Consider the following 15,772-nt stretch of genomic DNA (forward strand, 5'->3'; position numbering starts at 1 on the left):
ATAACTGATTACACTTCCTGCTCTCTTAACGGTTTTACGGAGCTGATATTCTGCGCGCCAGCCGCTTTTTTATTCGCTGAATTCGCTTTTTTTGGTCATGCTAAAAAGTGACCGTCTCTGGAGACACAGCCATGAAGCCCGTTGATAAACTCACTGAAAACGATGTTACCCCGGAAAGCATTTTCAACGCCCGGCGTCGCCAGGTAATGAAAGCGCTGGGGATTAGCGCCGCCGCGCTGTCGGTGCCGACGGCCCGCGCCGACGTGCTTTCCTGGCTACAGGGAAAAGGCAAAGAGAGCCAGAAAGCGCCGGCCGGTAAACCGCTCGACTTCAGCAAGCCCGCACAGTATCAGGCCGACTTAGCGTTGACGCCGGAAGATAAGGTAACGGGCTACAACAACTTTTATGAATTCGGCCTGGATAAAGCGGATCCGGCGGCCAACGCCGGCTCGTTGAAAACCGCCGACTGGAAAATCGAGATCGGCGGCGAAGTAATGAAGCCGATGACGCTGGATATGGACGATATCTTTAAGCGGTTTCCGTTAGAGCAGCGTATTTATCGGATGCGCTGCGTAGAGGCCTGGTCGATGGTGGTGCCCTGGATTGGGTTCGAGCTGGGCAAGCTGTTAAAAGCCGCAGAGCCGACCAGCAATGCGCGCTATGTCGCCTTTCAAACGATTTACGCGCCGGAAGAGATGCCGGGCCAGCGCGATCGCTTTGTCGGCGGCGGCATCGATTATCCCTATGTGGAAGGGCTGCGGCTGGATGAAGCGATGCATCCGCTGACCATGTTAACCACCGGCGTTTACGGCAAAGCGCTGCCGCCGCAAAACGGCGCGCCGATCCGCCTGACCGTGCCGTGGAAATACGGGTTTAAGGGCATCAAGTCCATCGTGAAAATTACCCTGGTCAAGGCGCAGCCGCCGACTACCTGGAACCTGCTGGCCTCGAACGAGTATGGCTTCTACGGCAATGTGAATCCGCATGTCGATCATCCGCGCTGGTCGCAGGCTACGGAGCGTTTTATCGGCTCCGGCGGCATTCTGGACGTCAAGCGTCAGCCCACGCTGCTGTTTAACGGCTATGCCGACCAGGTGGCTTCCCTCTATAAGGGATTAGATCTGCGGGAGAACTTCTAGTGCGTCTGACGGGCAAGCAGATCACCGGCCTGAAAGTACTGCTGCATCTGGCCGGTTTTTTACCTTTTCTCTGGCTGATCCTGTCTATTAACCAGGGCTGGCTGAGCGCCGATCCGGCAAAGGATATCCAGCATTTTACCGGCCGGATGGCCCTGAAATTCCTGCTCGGCACGCTGCTGGTCACGCCGCTGGCGCGCTACGGCAGGCAGCCGCTGCTTATCCGCGTCCGTCGCCTGCTGGGACTGTGGTGTTTTGCCTGGGCCACGCTGCATCTGGTCAGCTATTCGCTGCTGGAGCTGGGTATCGCTAACCTCAGCCTGCTGGGTTCGGAGCTGATCTCGCGTCCCTACCTGACGCTGGGGATTATCAGCTGGTTTATCCTGCTGCTGCTGTCGCTGACCTCTTTTCAGAAAGCGCAGCGAAAATTGGGCAAAAACTGGCAAAAGCTGCACAACGCCATTTATCTCGTCCTGATCCTGGCACCTGTCCACTATCTGTGGTCGGTTAAAACGTTCTCGCCCCAGCCCTGGATCTACGCGTCTCTGGCGCTGATCCTGCTGCTGTGGCGCTATAAGAAATTCCGTCAGTGGCTGCGATAAAACGTGCGCCGCCGCGCATAACCGGATGCTTTCTTAGGCGTTTGGTGGATTATCTTCGCTGATACGACCAGTATTTAGCTGCGAATTGCGTTGAAATCGTTATAATGCCCGGTTTTAAACCCGTGCAGGGGCCAAATTTCACCGTGAAAGGTGACAAATGGCTTTTCGCATTGTATTTTGTGCGATGCCTCAATTATCGCAGGAGATAGCAGCAAGATGGCTGAAAAGTTTCACATATTGCTTTTGAATGGTCCCAACCTGAACCTCCTTGGCACTCGCGAGCCGGAGAAGTACGGCAGCACGACCCTTCCCGATCTCGTCAGCGGGCTAACTGCGCAGGCTGACGCGCTCAATGTGAAGCTGAGTCATCTGCAGTCTAACGCGGAACACGCGTTAATTGACCGCATTCATGAGGCGAGAGGCAATGTCGATTATATCGTCATTAACCCGGCGGCCTATACGCATACCAGCGTGGCGCTTCGTGATGCCCTGCTTGCAGTCAGCATCCCGTTTATTGAAGTGCACCTGTCCAATGTGCATGCCCGCGAGCCTTTCCGCCATCATTCTTATCTTTCTGATATTGCTGCTGGCGTAATTTGTGGACTTGGCGTCGACGGTTATTCCTGGGCTTTACAGACGGCGGTTAAACGCCTGTCACAATCTAATTAAACAGAGTACGGAACCACACTAATGGATATTCGTAAGATTAAAAAACTGATCGAACTGGTTGAAGAATCAGGCATTGCTGAACTGGAAATTTCTGAAGGTGAAGAGTCCGTTCGCATCAGTCGTTCCCCGGCCAATTCAGGCTACCCAATGATGCAGCAGGCCTGGGCTGCCCCAATGCAGCCGCAGCCAGCGCTGGCAACCGCCGTGGCACCAGCCACCACGCCAGCGATGGAAGCGCCTGCCGCTGCCGAGATCAGTGGCCACATCGTACGTTCACCAATGGTCGGTACTTTCTACCGCACGCCAAGCCCGGACGCGAAAGCCTTTGTCGAAGTCGGCCAGAAAGTTAACGCTGGCGACACCCTGTGCATCGTTGAAGCGATGAAAATGATGAACCAGATCGAAGCCGATAAGTCCGGCGTGGTAAAAGCGATCCTGGTCGAAAGCGGTCAGCCAGTAGAATTTGACGAGCCGCTGGTAGTCATCGAATAACGAGGCGAACCATGCTGGAAAAAATTGTAATTGCTAACCGTGGTGAAATCGCGCTGCGTATTCTGCGCGCCTGTAAAGAACTGGGCATCAAGACCGTGGCCGTGCATTCAAGCGCCGACCGCGATCTGAAACACGTGCTGCTGGCCGATGAGACCGTTTGTATCGGGCCTGCGCCATCTGTTAAAAGCTATCTGAACATCCCGGCGCTGATCTCTGCCGCAGAGATCACCGGCGCGGTGGCTATCCACCCAGGCTACGGCTTCCTCTCTGAGAACGCCGATTTTGCCGAACAGGTGGAGCGCTCCGGCTTTATCTTTATCGGCCCTAAAGCCGACACCATCCGTCTGATGGGCGATAAAGTTTCCGCCATCACCGCGATGAAAAAAACCGGCGTGCCAACCGTACCAGGTTCTGACGGCTCGCTGGGCGACGATATGGAAAAAAACCGCGCCATCGCTCAACGTATCGGTTATCCGGTTATCGTTAAGGCTTCCGGCGGCGGCGGCGGTCGTGGGATGCGCGTTGTGCGCCACGACAAGGATCTTGAGCAATCCATCAACATGACGAAGGCGGAAGCCAAAGCGGCTTTCAACAACGACATGGTTTACATGGAGAAATTCCTCGAGAACCCGCGCCATATCGAAATTCAGGTACTGGCTGACGGCCAGGGCCACGCCATCTATCTGGCCGAGCGCGACTGCTCCATGCAGCGTCGCCACCAGAAAGTGGTGGAAGAGGCGCCAGCGCCGGGCATCACGGAAGAACAGCGCCGCTTTATCGGCGATCGCTGTGCGAAAGCCTGTATCGATATCGGCTACCGTGGCGCGGGCACCTTTGAGTTCCTGTTCGAGAACGGCGAGTTCTACTTCATTGAGATGAACACCCGTATCCAGGTTGAGCATCCGGTTACCGAGATGATCACCGGCGTCGATCTGATCAAAGAGCAGCTGCGTATCGCTGCCGGTCAGCCGCTGTCGATCAAACAGGAAGACGTAGTGGTTCGCGGCCATGCGGTCGAGTGCCGTATCAACGCGGAAGATCCGAACACCTTCCTGCCAAGCCCGGGTAAAATCACGCGCTTCCATGCCCCTGGCGGCTTCGGCGTGCGTTGGGAGTCTCATATTTACGCGGGCTATACCGTACCGCCGTACTATGACTCCATGATCGGCAAGCTGATCACCTACGGTGAGACGCGTGACGTGGCTATTGCCCGTATGAAGAACGCACTGGCGGAACTGATCATCGACGGCATCAAGACTAACGTCGAGCTGCAGATGAAGATCATGAGCGACGAAAACTTCCAGATCGGTGGCACCAACATCCACTATCTGGAGAAAAAACTCGGCATTCAGGAAACCTGATCCGCCAGAGGTAATAAAGGAAGGCCGGTCTGACCGGCCTTTTTCTTTGCCTGTTACGGGAGGAAAAATGGAAAAACGCTTTGTGCAGGCGCATCGCGAGGCGCGCTGGTCGTTCTGGCTGGCGGTCGCCTATGTGGCCGCCTGGTCGCTGACGGCCGCTTTTGGCGGCAATCAGCCGGGCATCACCGGCCTGCCCCACTGGTTCGAAATGGCCTGTTTGCTGGTGCCGCTGCTGTTTATCTTTTTCTGCTGGCTGATGATCAAACGGATCTTTCGTGATATTTCGCTGGAGGATACGCCGTGAAGGCCGGGATCATTCTGCCCCTTATCGCCTATCTGCTGCTGGTGGCGGCGCTTTCCGTCTACGCGATGCGTAAACGGCGCGAAGGCAACTTTCTTACCGAATATTTTCTCGGCAGCCGCTCGATGGGCGGGTTTGTGCTGGCGATGACGCTGACTACCACCTATATCAGCGCGAGTTCCTTTATCGGCGGGCCTGGCGCCGCCTATAAATATGGGCTGGGCTGGGTGCTACTGTCGATGGTGCAGGTGCCCGCCGTCTGGCTGTCGCTGGGCGTTTTAGGCAAGAAGTTCGCTATTCTGGCCCGGCGCTATAACGCGCTGACGCTTAACGATATGCTCTACGCCCGCTATCGCAGCCCGCTGCTGGTCTGGTTTGCCAGCCTCAGCCTGCTGATCGCCTTTATTGGCGCGATGACCGTGCAGTTTATCGGCGGCGCGCGGCTGCTGGAAACCGCAGCGGGCATTCCTTACAGCAGCGGCCTGCTGATTTTCGGCGGCGCTATTGCGCTCTATACCGCTTTCGGCGGCTTCCGCGCCAGCGTGCTGAACGATGCCTTACAGGGCGTGGTTATGCTGCTTGGCACCTTTATCCTACTGTTTGCGGTGATCCATAGCGCAGGCGGGATGCACAGCGCGGTACAGAAGCTGCAGCAGATCGATCCGCAGCTGATTTCGCCAGGCGGCGTGGATAATATCCTCAGCCCGACCTTTCTGGCCTCTTTCTCGGTGCTGGTCTGTTTTGGCGTGATCGGCCTGCCGCATACCGCCGTACGTTGTATCTCGTATAAAGACAGCAAGGCCGTGCATCGCGGCATCCTGCTGGGCACCGTGGTCGTGACCGTACTGATGTTCGGCATGCATCTGGCCGGCGCGCTGGGTCGCGCCGTGATGCCGGGCCTGACCGTGCCGGATCTGGTGATCCCGACGTTGATGATCCACGTTTTGCCGCCGCTGGCCGCCGGGATCTTCCTGGCCGCGCCGATGGCCGCCATTATGTCGACGATCAACGCGCAGCTGTTGCAGTCTTCCGCCACGATCGTCAAGGATCTCTTTTTGCGCGTGCGCCCGCAGCAGTTGGATAACGAGCCGCTGCTCAGAAAGATCTCCGCGACGGTCACGCTGGTGCTGGGCCTGCTGCTGCTGGTGGCGGCCTGGAATCCGCCCGATATGCTGATCTGGCTTAACCTGCTGGCTTTCGGCGGTCTGGAAGCGGTATTTCTGTGGCCGCTGGTGCTGGGGTTATACTGGGAGAAAGCCAATGCTGCCGGCGCACTCAGCAGCATGATCGGCGGCGCGGGCTGCTATACCCTGCTGGCCAGCTTTTCACTGCAGCCGTGGGGGTTTCACCCGATTGTGCCTTCGCTACTGCTGAGCCTGATTGCCTTCGTAATCGGCAACCGTTTTGGCCGCCCTGTCCGGCCTTAGCCTTTATTTGTTTGACTAAAGAGAATCGCAATGCCCTGGATACAAATGAAAATCAACACCACCGGCGACCAGGCTGAAGAGCTGGGCGACGCGCTGATCGAGAACGGGGCTGTCTCGGTCACGTTTCAGGATACGCACGACAATCCGGTGTTTGAACCGCTGCCTGGCGAAACGCGTCTGTGGGGCGATACCGATGCGATCGGCCTGTTTGATGCCGAAACCGACATGCAGGACGTGATTGCCAGTCTGGAACAGCATCCGCTGCTGGGCGTCGGCTTCCACCACAAAATTGAGCAGATAGAAGACAAGGACTGGGAGCGGGAATGGATGGAAAACTTCCATCCGATGCGTTTTGGTCAGCGCCTGTGGATTTGCCCAAGCTGGCGCGACGTGCCGGATCCGAATGCGGTCAACGTGATGCTGGATCCCGGCCTGGCGTTTGGCACCGGCACCCATCCCACGACGGCGATGTGCCTGAGCTGGCTGGACGGCCTGGATCTGGCCGGTAAAACCGTGATCGATTTTGGCTGCGGCTCCGGCATTCTCGCTATCGCGGCGCTGAAGCTGGGTGCGGCACAGGCTATTGGTATCGACATCGATCCGCAGGCGATCCAGGCCAGCCGTGACAATGCCGAGCGCAACGGCGTGTCGGAACGTCTGTCGCTTTACCTGCCTCACGAGCAGCCAGAGAACCTCAGCGCAGATGTCGTGGTCGCTAATATCCTTGCCGGCCCGCTGCGTGAGCTGGCGCCGCTTATCAGCGTGCTGCCGGTTTCCGGCGGTCATCTGGGTCTTTCCGGCGTGCTGGCGAGCCAGGCGGACGGCGTGTGCGAAGCCTATGCGGATAAGTTCGTGCTCGATCCGGTGGCGGAAAAAGAAGAGTGGTGCCGCATTACCGGCGTGCGTCGCTAAACTATCGGTTTCCAGGGACGGATTCAGATAGATTTCCTCTACCATAGGCTTATTATCAGCAGGGTTATTTAATCGCGCCGGCCTGTGCCGGCTACTTCAAGGGATAATGAAGATGAGAAGATATGCTCTGCTGTTCTCCTGCCTTGCCGCTTTGCCCGTCATGGCTGAACCGGCTATTCACTGGTCTTATGAAGGCCAGGGCTCGCCTGAACACTGGGCCGAGCTGGGTGATGAGTTTCAAACCTGTAAAACCGGCCAGTATCAGTCCCCCGTCGATATTACCCGGGTTATTGACGGCAAGCTGCCGCCGCTGGGCATAAACTTTCATACCGATACCAAAACCATTGTTAACAATGGCCACACTATCCAGGTTACGGTGAAGGACAGCGACGATTTTCAGCTTGATAATGACGCATTCGTGCTTAAACAGTTCCATTTTCACGCGCCCAGCGAAAATCACCTTTTCGGCAAAAGCTTTCCGCTTGAAGCGCATTTTGTTCATGCCAACAAGCAAGGCGAGCTGGCCGTGCTGGCCGTTATGTTTGAAACCGGCGCTGAAAACAGCGCGCTTAAGCCGCTGCTCGCGTCCCTGCCCGCACAGCAAAACCAGGTTGAAACCATGAAGCAAAGCATGGATCTCGCCACGCTTTTTCCCGCCGGGAAACACTACTACCGCTTTAGCGGTTCGCTGACTACGCCGCCCTGCACGGAAGGCGTGCGCTGGCTGATTCTGAAGCAGCCCGTTACGCTCTCTCCGGCCCAGCTGGCGGTTTTTGAGCACGCGCTTAAACATGCTAATAATCGCCCCTTGCAGCCTCTGCACGGTCGAATAATTGCCGAATAGCAGTACGCTATTTCGCCTTTTTTTGCAGGCGTATGGCGGCGCTTGTCGCGCTTAGTGCCTGAAGCGCCGCAATTTATAGTGTTAACTGCCTCACAAAAAAAGAAAAATATTTGTTCATCATTTAATCGTTAAAATTCAATCTATTGTTAAATAAGGATATTTATTCGTCTCACCGTCTCTGCAGGCCGACAATGCCGGTTTGAAGGGGGAATTGTTCAAAGTTTGGCCTTTCATCTTCTTAAAAAAATGCGTAATATACGCCGCCTTGCGAACACACTATGGTCACTTTTTTTTCATGCGCATAGGAAACCACCAGCTTCGCAATCGCCTGATTGCAGCACCAATGGCCGGAATTACCGACAGGCCTTTCCGGACGCTTTGTTACGCAATGGGCGCTGGTATGACCGTATCGGAGATGCTGTCGTCAAACCCGGAAGTCTGGGCCAGCGACAAATCCCGACTGCGTATGGTACACAGTGATGAGCCCGGTATTCGTACCGTGCAGATTGCCGGTTGTGATCCTGATGAGATGGCTGAAGCCGCGCGCATTAACGCTTTATCGGGCGCGCAGGTTATCGATATCAACATGGGCTGTCCGGCTAAAAAGGTGAATCGGAAAATGGCGGGCTCTGCCCTGCTGCAGCATCCAGAGCTGGTAAGGTCTATCCTTTCAGCGGTGGTCAATGCGGTGGATGTGCCCGTTACGCTAAAGATTCGCACCGGCTGGGACGTGGACAACCGCAATTGTGTTGAGATTGCCCAATTGGCTGAACGTTGTGGCATTCAGGCCCTGACCATTCACGGACGCACACGCGCGTGTTTGTTCAACGGCGAAGCTGAATATGACAGCATTCGGACAGTTAAGCAGAGTGTCTCTATCCCCGTTATCGCGAACGGAGACATTACTGACCCGCACAAAGCCAGAGCCGTGCTTGACTATACGGGGGCAGATGCCCTGATGATAGGACGCGCGGCTCAGGGAAGACCGTGGATCTTCCGGGAAATCCAGCATTATCTGGACACTGGGGAGCTGCTGGCACCAATGCCACTGGCTGAAGTAAAGCGCTTGCTCATTGGGCACCTACGGGAACTGCACGACTTTTATGGTCACCGCAAAGGATACCGTATTGCCCGGAAGCACGTCTCCTGGTATCTCCAGGAGCACGCCCCAAACGACCAGTTTCGGCGCACATTCAACGCCATTGAGGATGCCAGCGAACAGCTGGAGGCGTTGGAGGCATACTTCGAAAAACTTGCATAATAGAAATAAAGAGCTGACAGAACTATGTTCGAACAACGCGTAAATTCTGACGTACTGACCGTTTCAACCGTTAACTCCCAGGATCAGGTGACTCAAAAGCCTCTGCGTGACTCGGTCAAACAGGCACTGAAGAACTATTTTGCTCAACTGAATGGTCAGGATGTTAATGACCTGTATGAGCTGGTTTTGGCTGAAGTGGAACAGCCACTGTTGGACATGGTGATGCAATATACCCGTGGCAACCAGACCCGTGCAGCCCTGATGATGGGTATCAACCGCGGTACGCTGCGTAAGAAACTGAAAAAATACGGCATGAACTAAGTTTCGGTTCATTGTGACGGAGGCGCTACGTACTGTTAGCGCCTTTTTTAATGGCCGCCGTTCAGACAAAATTGTCTTGATTGTGTAAATAATAGACATTTACCTCAACTTCCTGCCAATCTCGTTGTCCTATACCCTGTACCGCTACGGATTAACGTCTTTATGCGCTACATCTTCCATGCACGCATAAAGAGAGATATATGAAGGTATCCCCCCGCTTTACCCGCAGCCTGATGCACCCTCGTTACTGGATCACCTGGGCTGGTCTGGGACTGCTGTTTTTACTGGTTCAGCTGCCGTTTCCGCTTCTGCAAAAGCTGGGAACCTGGATGGGCCGTACTTCAATGCGGTTTTTAAAGCGCCGTATCCGCATTACCCGTCGTAACCTTGAGCTCTGCTTCCCGGATATGCCGGAAGCGCAAATCGAGCAGCGTATCGTACGCAATTTTGAATCGCTGGGAATGGGCCTGCTGGAAACCGGTATGGCCTGGTTCTGGTCCGATCGCCGGGTGAAGCGCTGGTTTACCGTTAACGGCCTGCACAATTTACAGGCGGCACAACAAGAAGGCCGCGGCGCGCTGATTATCGGCGTGCATTTTATGTCGCTGGAGCTGGGCGGCAGGGCCATGGGCCTGTGTCAGCCGATGATGGCGATGTATCGCCCGCATAACAACAAGCTGATGGAATGGGTACAGACCAAAGGACGGATGCGTTCCAATAAGGCGATGATTAACCGCCGCGATCTGCGTGGCATGGTGCAGGCGTTGAAACAGGGTGAAGCCGTCTGGTTTGCGCCCGATCAGGACTACGGCCCGAAGGGCAGCGTGTTCGCGCCGCTGTTTGCCGTACCGCAGGCGGCTACCACCAGCGGCACCTGGATGCTGGCCCGCATGGCTAAGCCAGCCATGATCACCGTTGTGCTGATCCGTAATGACGACGGCAGCGGTTATGAACTGGTGATCCAACCTGAACTGAAAGATTACCCCATTGCCGATGAGCAGCAGGCTGCTGCCTATATGAATAAGGTGATTGAGACGGAGATCATGCGTGCGCCCGAGCAGTATATGTGGCTGCACCGCCGCTTTAAAACGCGTCCTGATGGCGCACAGCCACTTTACTGAGGCGTCTTAACGTTTATGAACCAGCCCGCAGCGGCTGGTTTTTTTTGCCTCTCTTTTGCTTGCGTCTTCTGCCTTCTGCCTCTCTTCTGCCTGCTTCTGCCTTCTGCCTTCTGCCTCTCTTCTGCCTGCTTCTGCCTTCTGCCTTCTGCCTTCTTCTGCCCTCAACTTCTGTCTTCCGCTTTTGCTTATGCTTCTGCTTCTGCTTCTGCTTCTGCGTTTCTGCCTTCCCCTGCAGCTACCAACTTGCCGCTTCCTGCTTCTGGCTTGTCCTTCCTGCTTGCTCTTTGCTCTTTGCTCTTTGCTCTTTGCTCTTTGCTGCTTGCTCCTTACTCCTTGTTCCTTGTTCCTTGTTCCTTGTTCCTTGTTCCTTGCTCCTTGCTCCTTGCTCCTTGCTGCTTGCTGCTTGCTGCTTGCTGCTTGCTGCTTGGCGCAACAATAATCGCGCTTTTGCTCACGCCGCGTAAATTTTAAGAAACATTTCGCACCATTTGTGACCAGCCGCGCGGCTTTTGCCTCTGTTTGGTGCGCAATATTAGGCAAACTTTCTATACGCTTCCGATTATTAACAAACCTTTCCATGAAATTCAGGATGCTGCAAATCTGGCATTGCCTTTGCAGTGTCGTGGATGGCTCTTGCCACAGACAGGAAAAGTGCACCGCAGCGTGCACTAAAACATAACAAAACGCTTACGCCACACAGGATGCTTTATGAAAAAAATGATGCTCTCCACTTTGGTGGCCGCTGCAGCGCTGTTTGCAGTCGCTAATCAGGCCCATGCCGGTGCTACGCTGGATGCGATTAAAAAGAAAGAGTTTGTGCAGTGCGGGATCAGTGACGGCCTGCCTGGCTTCTCGTTTGCGGATGCCAGCGGTAAATTTAGCGGTATCGATGTGGATGTTTGCCGTGCCGCAGCGGCGGCCGTGTTTGGCGATGCGACAAAAGTAAAATACACCCCGTTAACGGCTAAAGAGCGCTTTACCGCTCTGCAATCCGGCGAAGTCGATATCCTTTCCCGCAATACTACCTGGACCTCCTCGCGCGATGGCGGTATGGGCTTTATTTTTGCCGGCGTAAATTACTATGACGGTATTGGTTTTTTGACTCACCAGAAAGCGGGCCTTAAAAGCGCGAAAGAACTGGATGGCGCCACGGTTTGTATCCAGGCGGGAACGGATACCGAACTGAACGTCGCCGACTATTTCAAAGCCAACAAAATGCAGTACACGCCTGTGACCTTCGATCGCTCTGACGAATCGGCAAAAGCACTGGATACCGGCCGCTGCGATACGCTGGCCTCTGACCAGTCGCAGCTGTATGCCCTGCGCATCAAGTTAGGCAAGCCGGACGAATTTATCGTGCTGCCGGAAGTGATCTCAAAAGAGCCTTTAGGGCCGGTGGTTCGCCGTGGCGATGATGACTGGTACACCATCGTTAAGTGGTCGCTGTTTGCGATGCTGAACGCGGAAGAGATGGGCATCACCTCAACGAACGTTGACCAGATGGCCGCTAAGCCTTCCACGCCGGATATGGCGCACCTGCTGGGTTCAGAAGGCGATTTCGGCAAGGATCTCAAGCTGAATAACAAATGGGCTTTCAATATCATTAAACAGGTAGGCAACTATCAGGAAGTATTCGATCGTAACGTCGGTAAAGACAGCCAGCTGAAAATCGCACGTGGTCAGAATGCGCTGTGGAACAAAGGCGGCATTCAGTACGCGCCACCGGTACGTTAATTCCCGCTGCAACAGGGCGCCAATCGGCGCCTTCGTCAGAATTTTCGTGACTGAGGTTTCAACATGTCTCAACGCCCGTCCGTAAAAAGGGATATCTCCTTTAGCAATCCTGCGGTGCGCGCCTGGCTGTACCAGATTATCGCCGTGGTGCTGGTGCTGGCCGTAGCTGGCTATCTTATCCACAATACGGTGATTAACCTGGCCAACCGCGGCATCACCTCCGGCTTTGGCTTCCTGGAGCGCAGTGCGGGCTTCGGCATCGTTCAGCATCTTATCGATTACAGCGAAGCCGATACCTATGCCCGCGTCTTTTTGGTCGGCCTGACCAATACGCTGCTGGTCTCCGCGCTCTGTATTGTATTCGCCTCTTTGCTGGGCTTTTTCATTGGCCTTGCCCGCCTGTCGGATAACTGGCTGCTGCGCAAGCTTTCAACCATCTATATCGAAATCTTCCGCAATATTCCGCCGCTGCTGCAAATCTTCTTCTGGTACTTTGCCGTGCTGCGCAATCTGCCGGGCCCACGCCAGGCGATGAACGCCTTCGATCTGGCCTTCATCAGTAATCGCGGCCTTTACATTCCCTGGCCGGCATACGCCCCTGGCACATGGCCTTTTCTTCTCTCCCTGCTGCTTGCTGCGGCATGCAGCGTTGCGCTGTTCCGTTATAACCGTAGCTATCAGTTGAAAACGGGCCAGCTGAGACGTAGCTGGCCTGCCATCCTGGCCATGTTCATTGTTTTCCCTTTGCTCGCTCATCTGGCTTTTGGCGTGCCGATGCACTGGGATGTACCGATGCTGCGCGGCTTCAATTTCCGCGGCGGTTTTGTGCTGATCCCGGAGCTGGCGGCGCTGACGCTGGCGCTGTCTATCTATACCTCTTCTTTTATTGCTGAGGTGATCCGTGCCGGGATCCAGTCCGTACCGCACGGGCAAAGTGAAGCAGCTCGCTCGCTTGGTCTGCCGAATCCGGTCACGCTACGTCAGGTTATTATTCCTCAGGCGATGCGCGTCATTATCCCGCCGTTGACCAGCCAGTATCTGAACATTGTTAAGAACTCCTCGCTGGCGGCGGCAATCGGCTATCCCGATATGGTGTCGCTGTTTGCCGGCACGGTGCTGAACCAGACGGGACAGGCCATTGAAACCATCGCGATCACTATGGGCGTTTACCTGATTATCAGCCTGTTGATTTCGCTGTTGATGAATATCTATAACCGCAAAATACGGCTGATTGAGCGTTAAGAGAACGGAATAACTATGACTTTAGCCACGCATGATACGCAGCCTGTGCCGGTAAGTTCTTTTACGCGAGCCGTGAAATGGGCCAGAAAAAATCTGTTCTCAAGCTGGGGCAATTCGCTGCTGACGCTGTTCTGCCTGTGGGTGATCTGGAGTGTGATACCGCCAGCGCTGAACTGGCTGATTTTTCAGGCTAACTGGATCGGCACTACCCGCGCGGACTGTACCAAAGATGGCGCCTGCTGGGTGTTTATCCATGCCCGCTTTGGCCAGTTTATGTATGGTCTTTATCCTCATGAGCTGCGCTGGCGCATTAATCTGGTCCTGGTTATCGGCCTGCTCAGCATCATCCCGATGTTTATTAAGTCACTCCCGCGCCGGGGAAGTTATATCGCCGTATGGGCAATTGTTTATCCTGTGGTGGTATGGGTTCTGCTTTATGGCGGCTTCTTTGGGCTTGAACGCGTTGAAACGCGCCAGTGGGGCGGACTCACGCTGACGCTGATTATCGCCTCCGTGGGTATCGCTGGCGCACTGCCGCTCGGTATCCTGCTTGCGCTGGGACGCCGCTCCACGATGCCCGTAGTGCGCTCTCTGTCGATTATCTTTATCGAGTTCTGGCGAGGCGTTCCCCTGATCACGGTGCTGTTTATGTCCTCGGTAATGCTGCCGCTGTTTATGGCGGAAGGCAGCAGCATCGATAAACTAATCCGGGCGTTGGTAGGCGTGATCCTTTTCCAGTCGGCTTATGTAGCAGAAGTGGTACGCGGCGGTTTACAGGCGCTGCCGAAAGGACAGTATGAAGCCGCCGAGTCGCTGGCGCTGGGCTACTGGAAAACGCAGGGGCTGGTTATCCTGCCCCAGGCGCTAAAAATGGTCATTCCCGGCCTCGTCAATACGATTATCGCGCTTTTTAAAGATACCAGCCTGGTGATTATCATCGGGCTTTTCGATCTCTTCAGCAGCGTCCAGCAGGCTACGGTCGATCCCGCCTGGCTTGGTATGTCCACCGAAGGGTACGTTTTTGCCGCGCTGGTTTACTGGATTTTCTGTTTTAGCATGTCGCGCTACAGCCAGTATCTGGAAAGGCGTTTTCACACCGGGCGCACGCCGCACTGAGGCTTACAATGACTAATTCTTTGATTCAATCGGATGAAGCGATGATGATTACGCTGGAAAAAGTTAACAAATGGTATGGGCAGTTTCATGTGCTGAAAGACATTAATTTGCAGGTAAAAGCACGCGAACGCATCGTTCTTTGCGGCCCTTCCGGCTCCGGCAAATCCACCACTATTCGCTGTATCAATCATCTGGAAGAGCATCAGCAGGGTCGTATTGTTGTGGATGGCATCCACCTGAACGATGATTTACGCAATATTGAGCGTGTGCGAACGGAAGTCGGCATGGTGTTTCAACATTTTAACCTTTTTCCGCACCTGAGCGTGCTGCAAAACTGCACGCTGGCGCCGATTTGGGTACGCAAAACGCCAAAGAAAGAGGCTGAAGCGCTGGCGATGCACTATCTGGAACGCGTACGCATTGCGGAACATGCGCACAAGTTTCCCGGCCAGCTTTCTGGTGGTCAGCAGCAGCGTGTGGCTATTGCCCGTTCGCTTTGCATGAAGCCCAAAATCATGTTGTTTGATGAGCCGACTTCCGCGCTGGATCCCGAAATGGTAAAAGAAGTGCTGGATACCATGATTGGTCTGGCGGAAGACGGCATGACCATGCTCTGCGTGACGCATGAGATGGGCTTTGCCCGCACCGTGGCGGATCGGGTGATCTTTATGGATCGTGGGGAAATCGTTGAGCAGGCACCGCCGCAGGAGTTCTTCTCCGCACCAAAATCGGAGCGAACCCGGGCTTTTCTTTCGCAGGTTATTCATTAAAACCGATACTGACAACGACCGGCTTAGCCGTGCAAATCTGATGCGAAGACCGAAGCCCTGGTATTTTACCGGGGCTTTTTACTGTTCAGTTTGGCGCTGAGCCGGGGCTGAATAGACGTGGGGACGGGATCGCGCCGCAGAGAGCCGGCGGCGGCCGCTCTTCTGACCGTTTTAAAATAAGGTCGGCGGCCACAGCCGCATTATTAACGTCCGGCAAAGAGCCCGGGTGCCGTGGCGGGGCTGAAAGAGAAGGCGGACGCGCGTTTTACGGGTACGGAAACGGGTGCATTCCACAGCGTGCAGCACGGACGCTGGGAGCGGTCACGCAGAGAGTTTCCGGCCCACAAACGCAAAAAACCCCGACCGTGAGGTCGGGGCTGTTGCAATTTGATGCCTGGCAGTTCCCTACTCTCGCATGGGGAGGCCCCACACTACCATCGGCGCTACGGCGTTTCACTTCTGA

17 protein-coding genes are annotated in these 15,772 nt (G+C 55.1%); 16 read left to right on the plus strand and 1 reads right to left on the minus strand.

The window, feature by feature from the left end; genetic code table 11:
- The first annotated feature begins 131 nt into the window (after nt 1-131).
- The 12 genes from msrP (at nt 132) to lpxP (ending at nt 10,447) form a co-directional block, all read left to right on the plus strand.
- Nucleotides 132-1,139: a protein-methionine-sulfoxide reductase catalytic subunit MsrP gene (gene msrP / locus ACA373_RS19725; RefSeq protein ID WP_253457798.1), complete on the plus strand. Its 1,008-nt coding sequence runs from the start codon at nt 132-134 to the stop codon at nt 1,137-1,139.
- Nucleotides 1,139-1,738: a protein-methionine-sulfoxide reductase heme-binding subunit MsrQ gene (msrQ, locus tag ACA373_RS19730; protein WP_253457796.1), complete on the plus strand. Its 600-nt coding sequence runs from the start codon at nt 1,139-1,141 to the stop codon at nt 1,736-1,738. The genes msrP and msrQ overlap by 1 nt, the downstream gene beginning before the upstream one ends.
- Before the next feature lie 216 nt (nt 1,739-1,954).
- Nucleotides 1,955-2,407 carry a type II 3-dehydroquinate dehydratase gene (gene aroQ / locus ACA373_RS19735; protein ID WP_199746318.1) on the plus strand — a complete coding sequence of 151 codons (453 nt, stop codon included), beginning with the start codon at nt 1,955-1,957 and terminating at the stop codon, nt 2,405-2,407.
- Between the two features lie 21 nt (nt 2,408-2,428).
- Entirely contained in the window at nt 2,429-2,899 is a 471-nt protein-coding gene (accB, locus tag ACA373_RS19740) for an acetyl-CoA carboxylase biotin carboxyl carrier protein (protein WP_125287048.1), read from the plus strand.
- A gap of 11 nt (nt 2,900-2,910) precedes the next feature.
- Nucleotides 2,911-4,260, plus strand: a complete 1,350-nt coding sequence (gene accC / locus ACA373_RS19745) for an acetyl-CoA carboxylase biotin carboxylase subunit (RefSeq protein ID WP_253457793.1) — start codon at nt 2,911-2,913, stop codon at nt 4,258-4,260.
- 67 nt (nt 4,261-4,327) lie between these two features.
- Nucleotides 4,328-4,564, plus strand: a complete 237-nt coding sequence (locus ACA373_RS19750) for a YhdT family protein (protein ID WP_125287046.1) — start codon at nt 4,328-4,330, stop codon at nt 4,562-4,564.
- On the plus strand, nt 4,561-5,988 hold the full coding sequence (panF, locus tag ACA373_RS19755) for a sodium/pantothenate symporter (RefSeq protein ID WP_253457790.1): 1,428 nt from the start codon (nt 4,561-4,563) through the stop codon (nt 5,986-5,988). The genes ACA373_RS19750 and panF overlap by 4 nt, the downstream gene beginning before the upstream one ends.
- Before the next feature lie 30 nt (nt 5,989-6,018).
- On the plus strand, nt 6,019-6,900 hold the full coding sequence (prmA, locus tag ACA373_RS19760; protein ID WP_253457787.1) for a 50S ribosomal protein L11 methyltransferase: 882 nt from the start codon (nt 6,019-6,021) through the stop codon (nt 6,898-6,900).
- Nucleotides 6,901-7,012: 112 nt separating this feature from the next.
- Nucleotides 7,013-7,744, plus strand: coding sequence for a carbonic anhydrase (locus tag ACA373_RS19765; protein ID WP_367317853.1), 732 nt, complete (start codon nt 7,013-7,015; stop codon nt 7,742-7,744).
- Between the two features lie 295 nt (nt 7,745-8,039).
- Nucleotides 8,040-9,005, plus strand: coding sequence for a tRNA dihydrouridine synthase DusB (gene dusB / locus ACA373_RS19770; protein ID WP_125287483.1), 966 nt, complete (start codon nt 8,040-8,042; stop codon nt 9,003-9,005).
- 24 nt (nt 9,006-9,029) lie between these two features.
- Nucleotides 9,030-9,326: a DNA-binding transcriptional regulator Fis gene (fis, locus tag ACA373_RS19775; protein ID WP_000462905.1), complete on the plus strand. Its 297-nt coding sequence runs from the start codon at nt 9,030-9,032 to the stop codon at nt 9,324-9,326.
- Between the two features lie 200 nt (nt 9,327-9,526).
- Nucleotides 9,527-10,447, plus strand: a complete 921-nt coding sequence (lpxP, locus tag ACA373_RS19780) for a kdo(2)-lipid IV(A) palmitoleoyltransferase (RefSeq protein WP_253457781.1) — start codon at nt 9,527-9,529, stop codon at nt 10,445-10,447.
- A gap of 6 nt (nt 10,448-10,453) precedes the next feature.
- Here lpxP and ACA373_RS19785 read toward each other — a convergent pair whose 3' ends face one another.
- Entirely contained in the window at nt 10,454-11,026 is a 573-nt protein-coding gene (locus ACA373_RS19785) for a hypothetical protein (protein WP_370734983.1), read from the minus strand.
- A gap of 129 nt (nt 11,027-11,155) precedes the next feature.
- Here ACA373_RS19785 and ACA373_RS19790 point away from each other — a divergent pair, with 129 nt between their 5' ends.
- The 4 genes from ACA373_RS19790 to ACA373_RS19805 all read left to right on the plus strand — a co-directional run bounded on the left by ACA373_RS19790 (nt 11,156) and on the right by ACA373_RS19805 (nt 15,309).
- Entirely contained in the window at nt 11,156-12,181 is a 1,026-nt protein-coding gene (locus ACA373_RS19790) for an amino acid ABC transporter substrate-binding protein (RefSeq protein ID WP_370734984.1), read from the plus strand.
- A gap of 63 nt (nt 12,182-12,244) precedes the next feature.
- Nucleotides 12,245-13,423 (plus strand): amino acid ABC transporter permease, encoded by a 1,179-nt coding sequence (locus ACA373_RS19795; protein ID WP_301250748.1) that lies wholly within the window; start codon nt 12,245-12,247, stop codon nt 13,421-13,423.
- A gap of 15 nt (nt 13,424-13,438) precedes the next feature.
- Nucleotides 13,439-14,539, plus strand: a complete 1,101-nt coding sequence (locus ACA373_RS19800) for an amino acid ABC transporter permease (protein ID WP_370734985.1) — start codon at nt 13,439-13,441, stop codon at nt 14,537-14,539.
- Nucleotides 14,540-14,547: 8 nt separating this feature from the next.
- Nucleotides 14,548-15,309 carry an amino acid ABC transporter ATP-binding protein gene (locus tag ACA373_RS19805; protein ID WP_301250750.1) on the plus strand — a complete coding sequence of 254 codons (762 nt, stop codon included), beginning with the start codon at nt 14,548-14,550 and terminating at the stop codon, nt 15,307-15,309.
- Nucleotides 15,310-15,772: the final 463 nt, after the last annotated feature.

This window comes from Erwinia sp. STN24, assembly GCF_041320675.1.
Lineage (GTDB): Bacteria > Pseudomonadota > Gammaproteobacteria > Enterobacterales > Enterobacteriaceae > Erwinia > Erwinia aeris.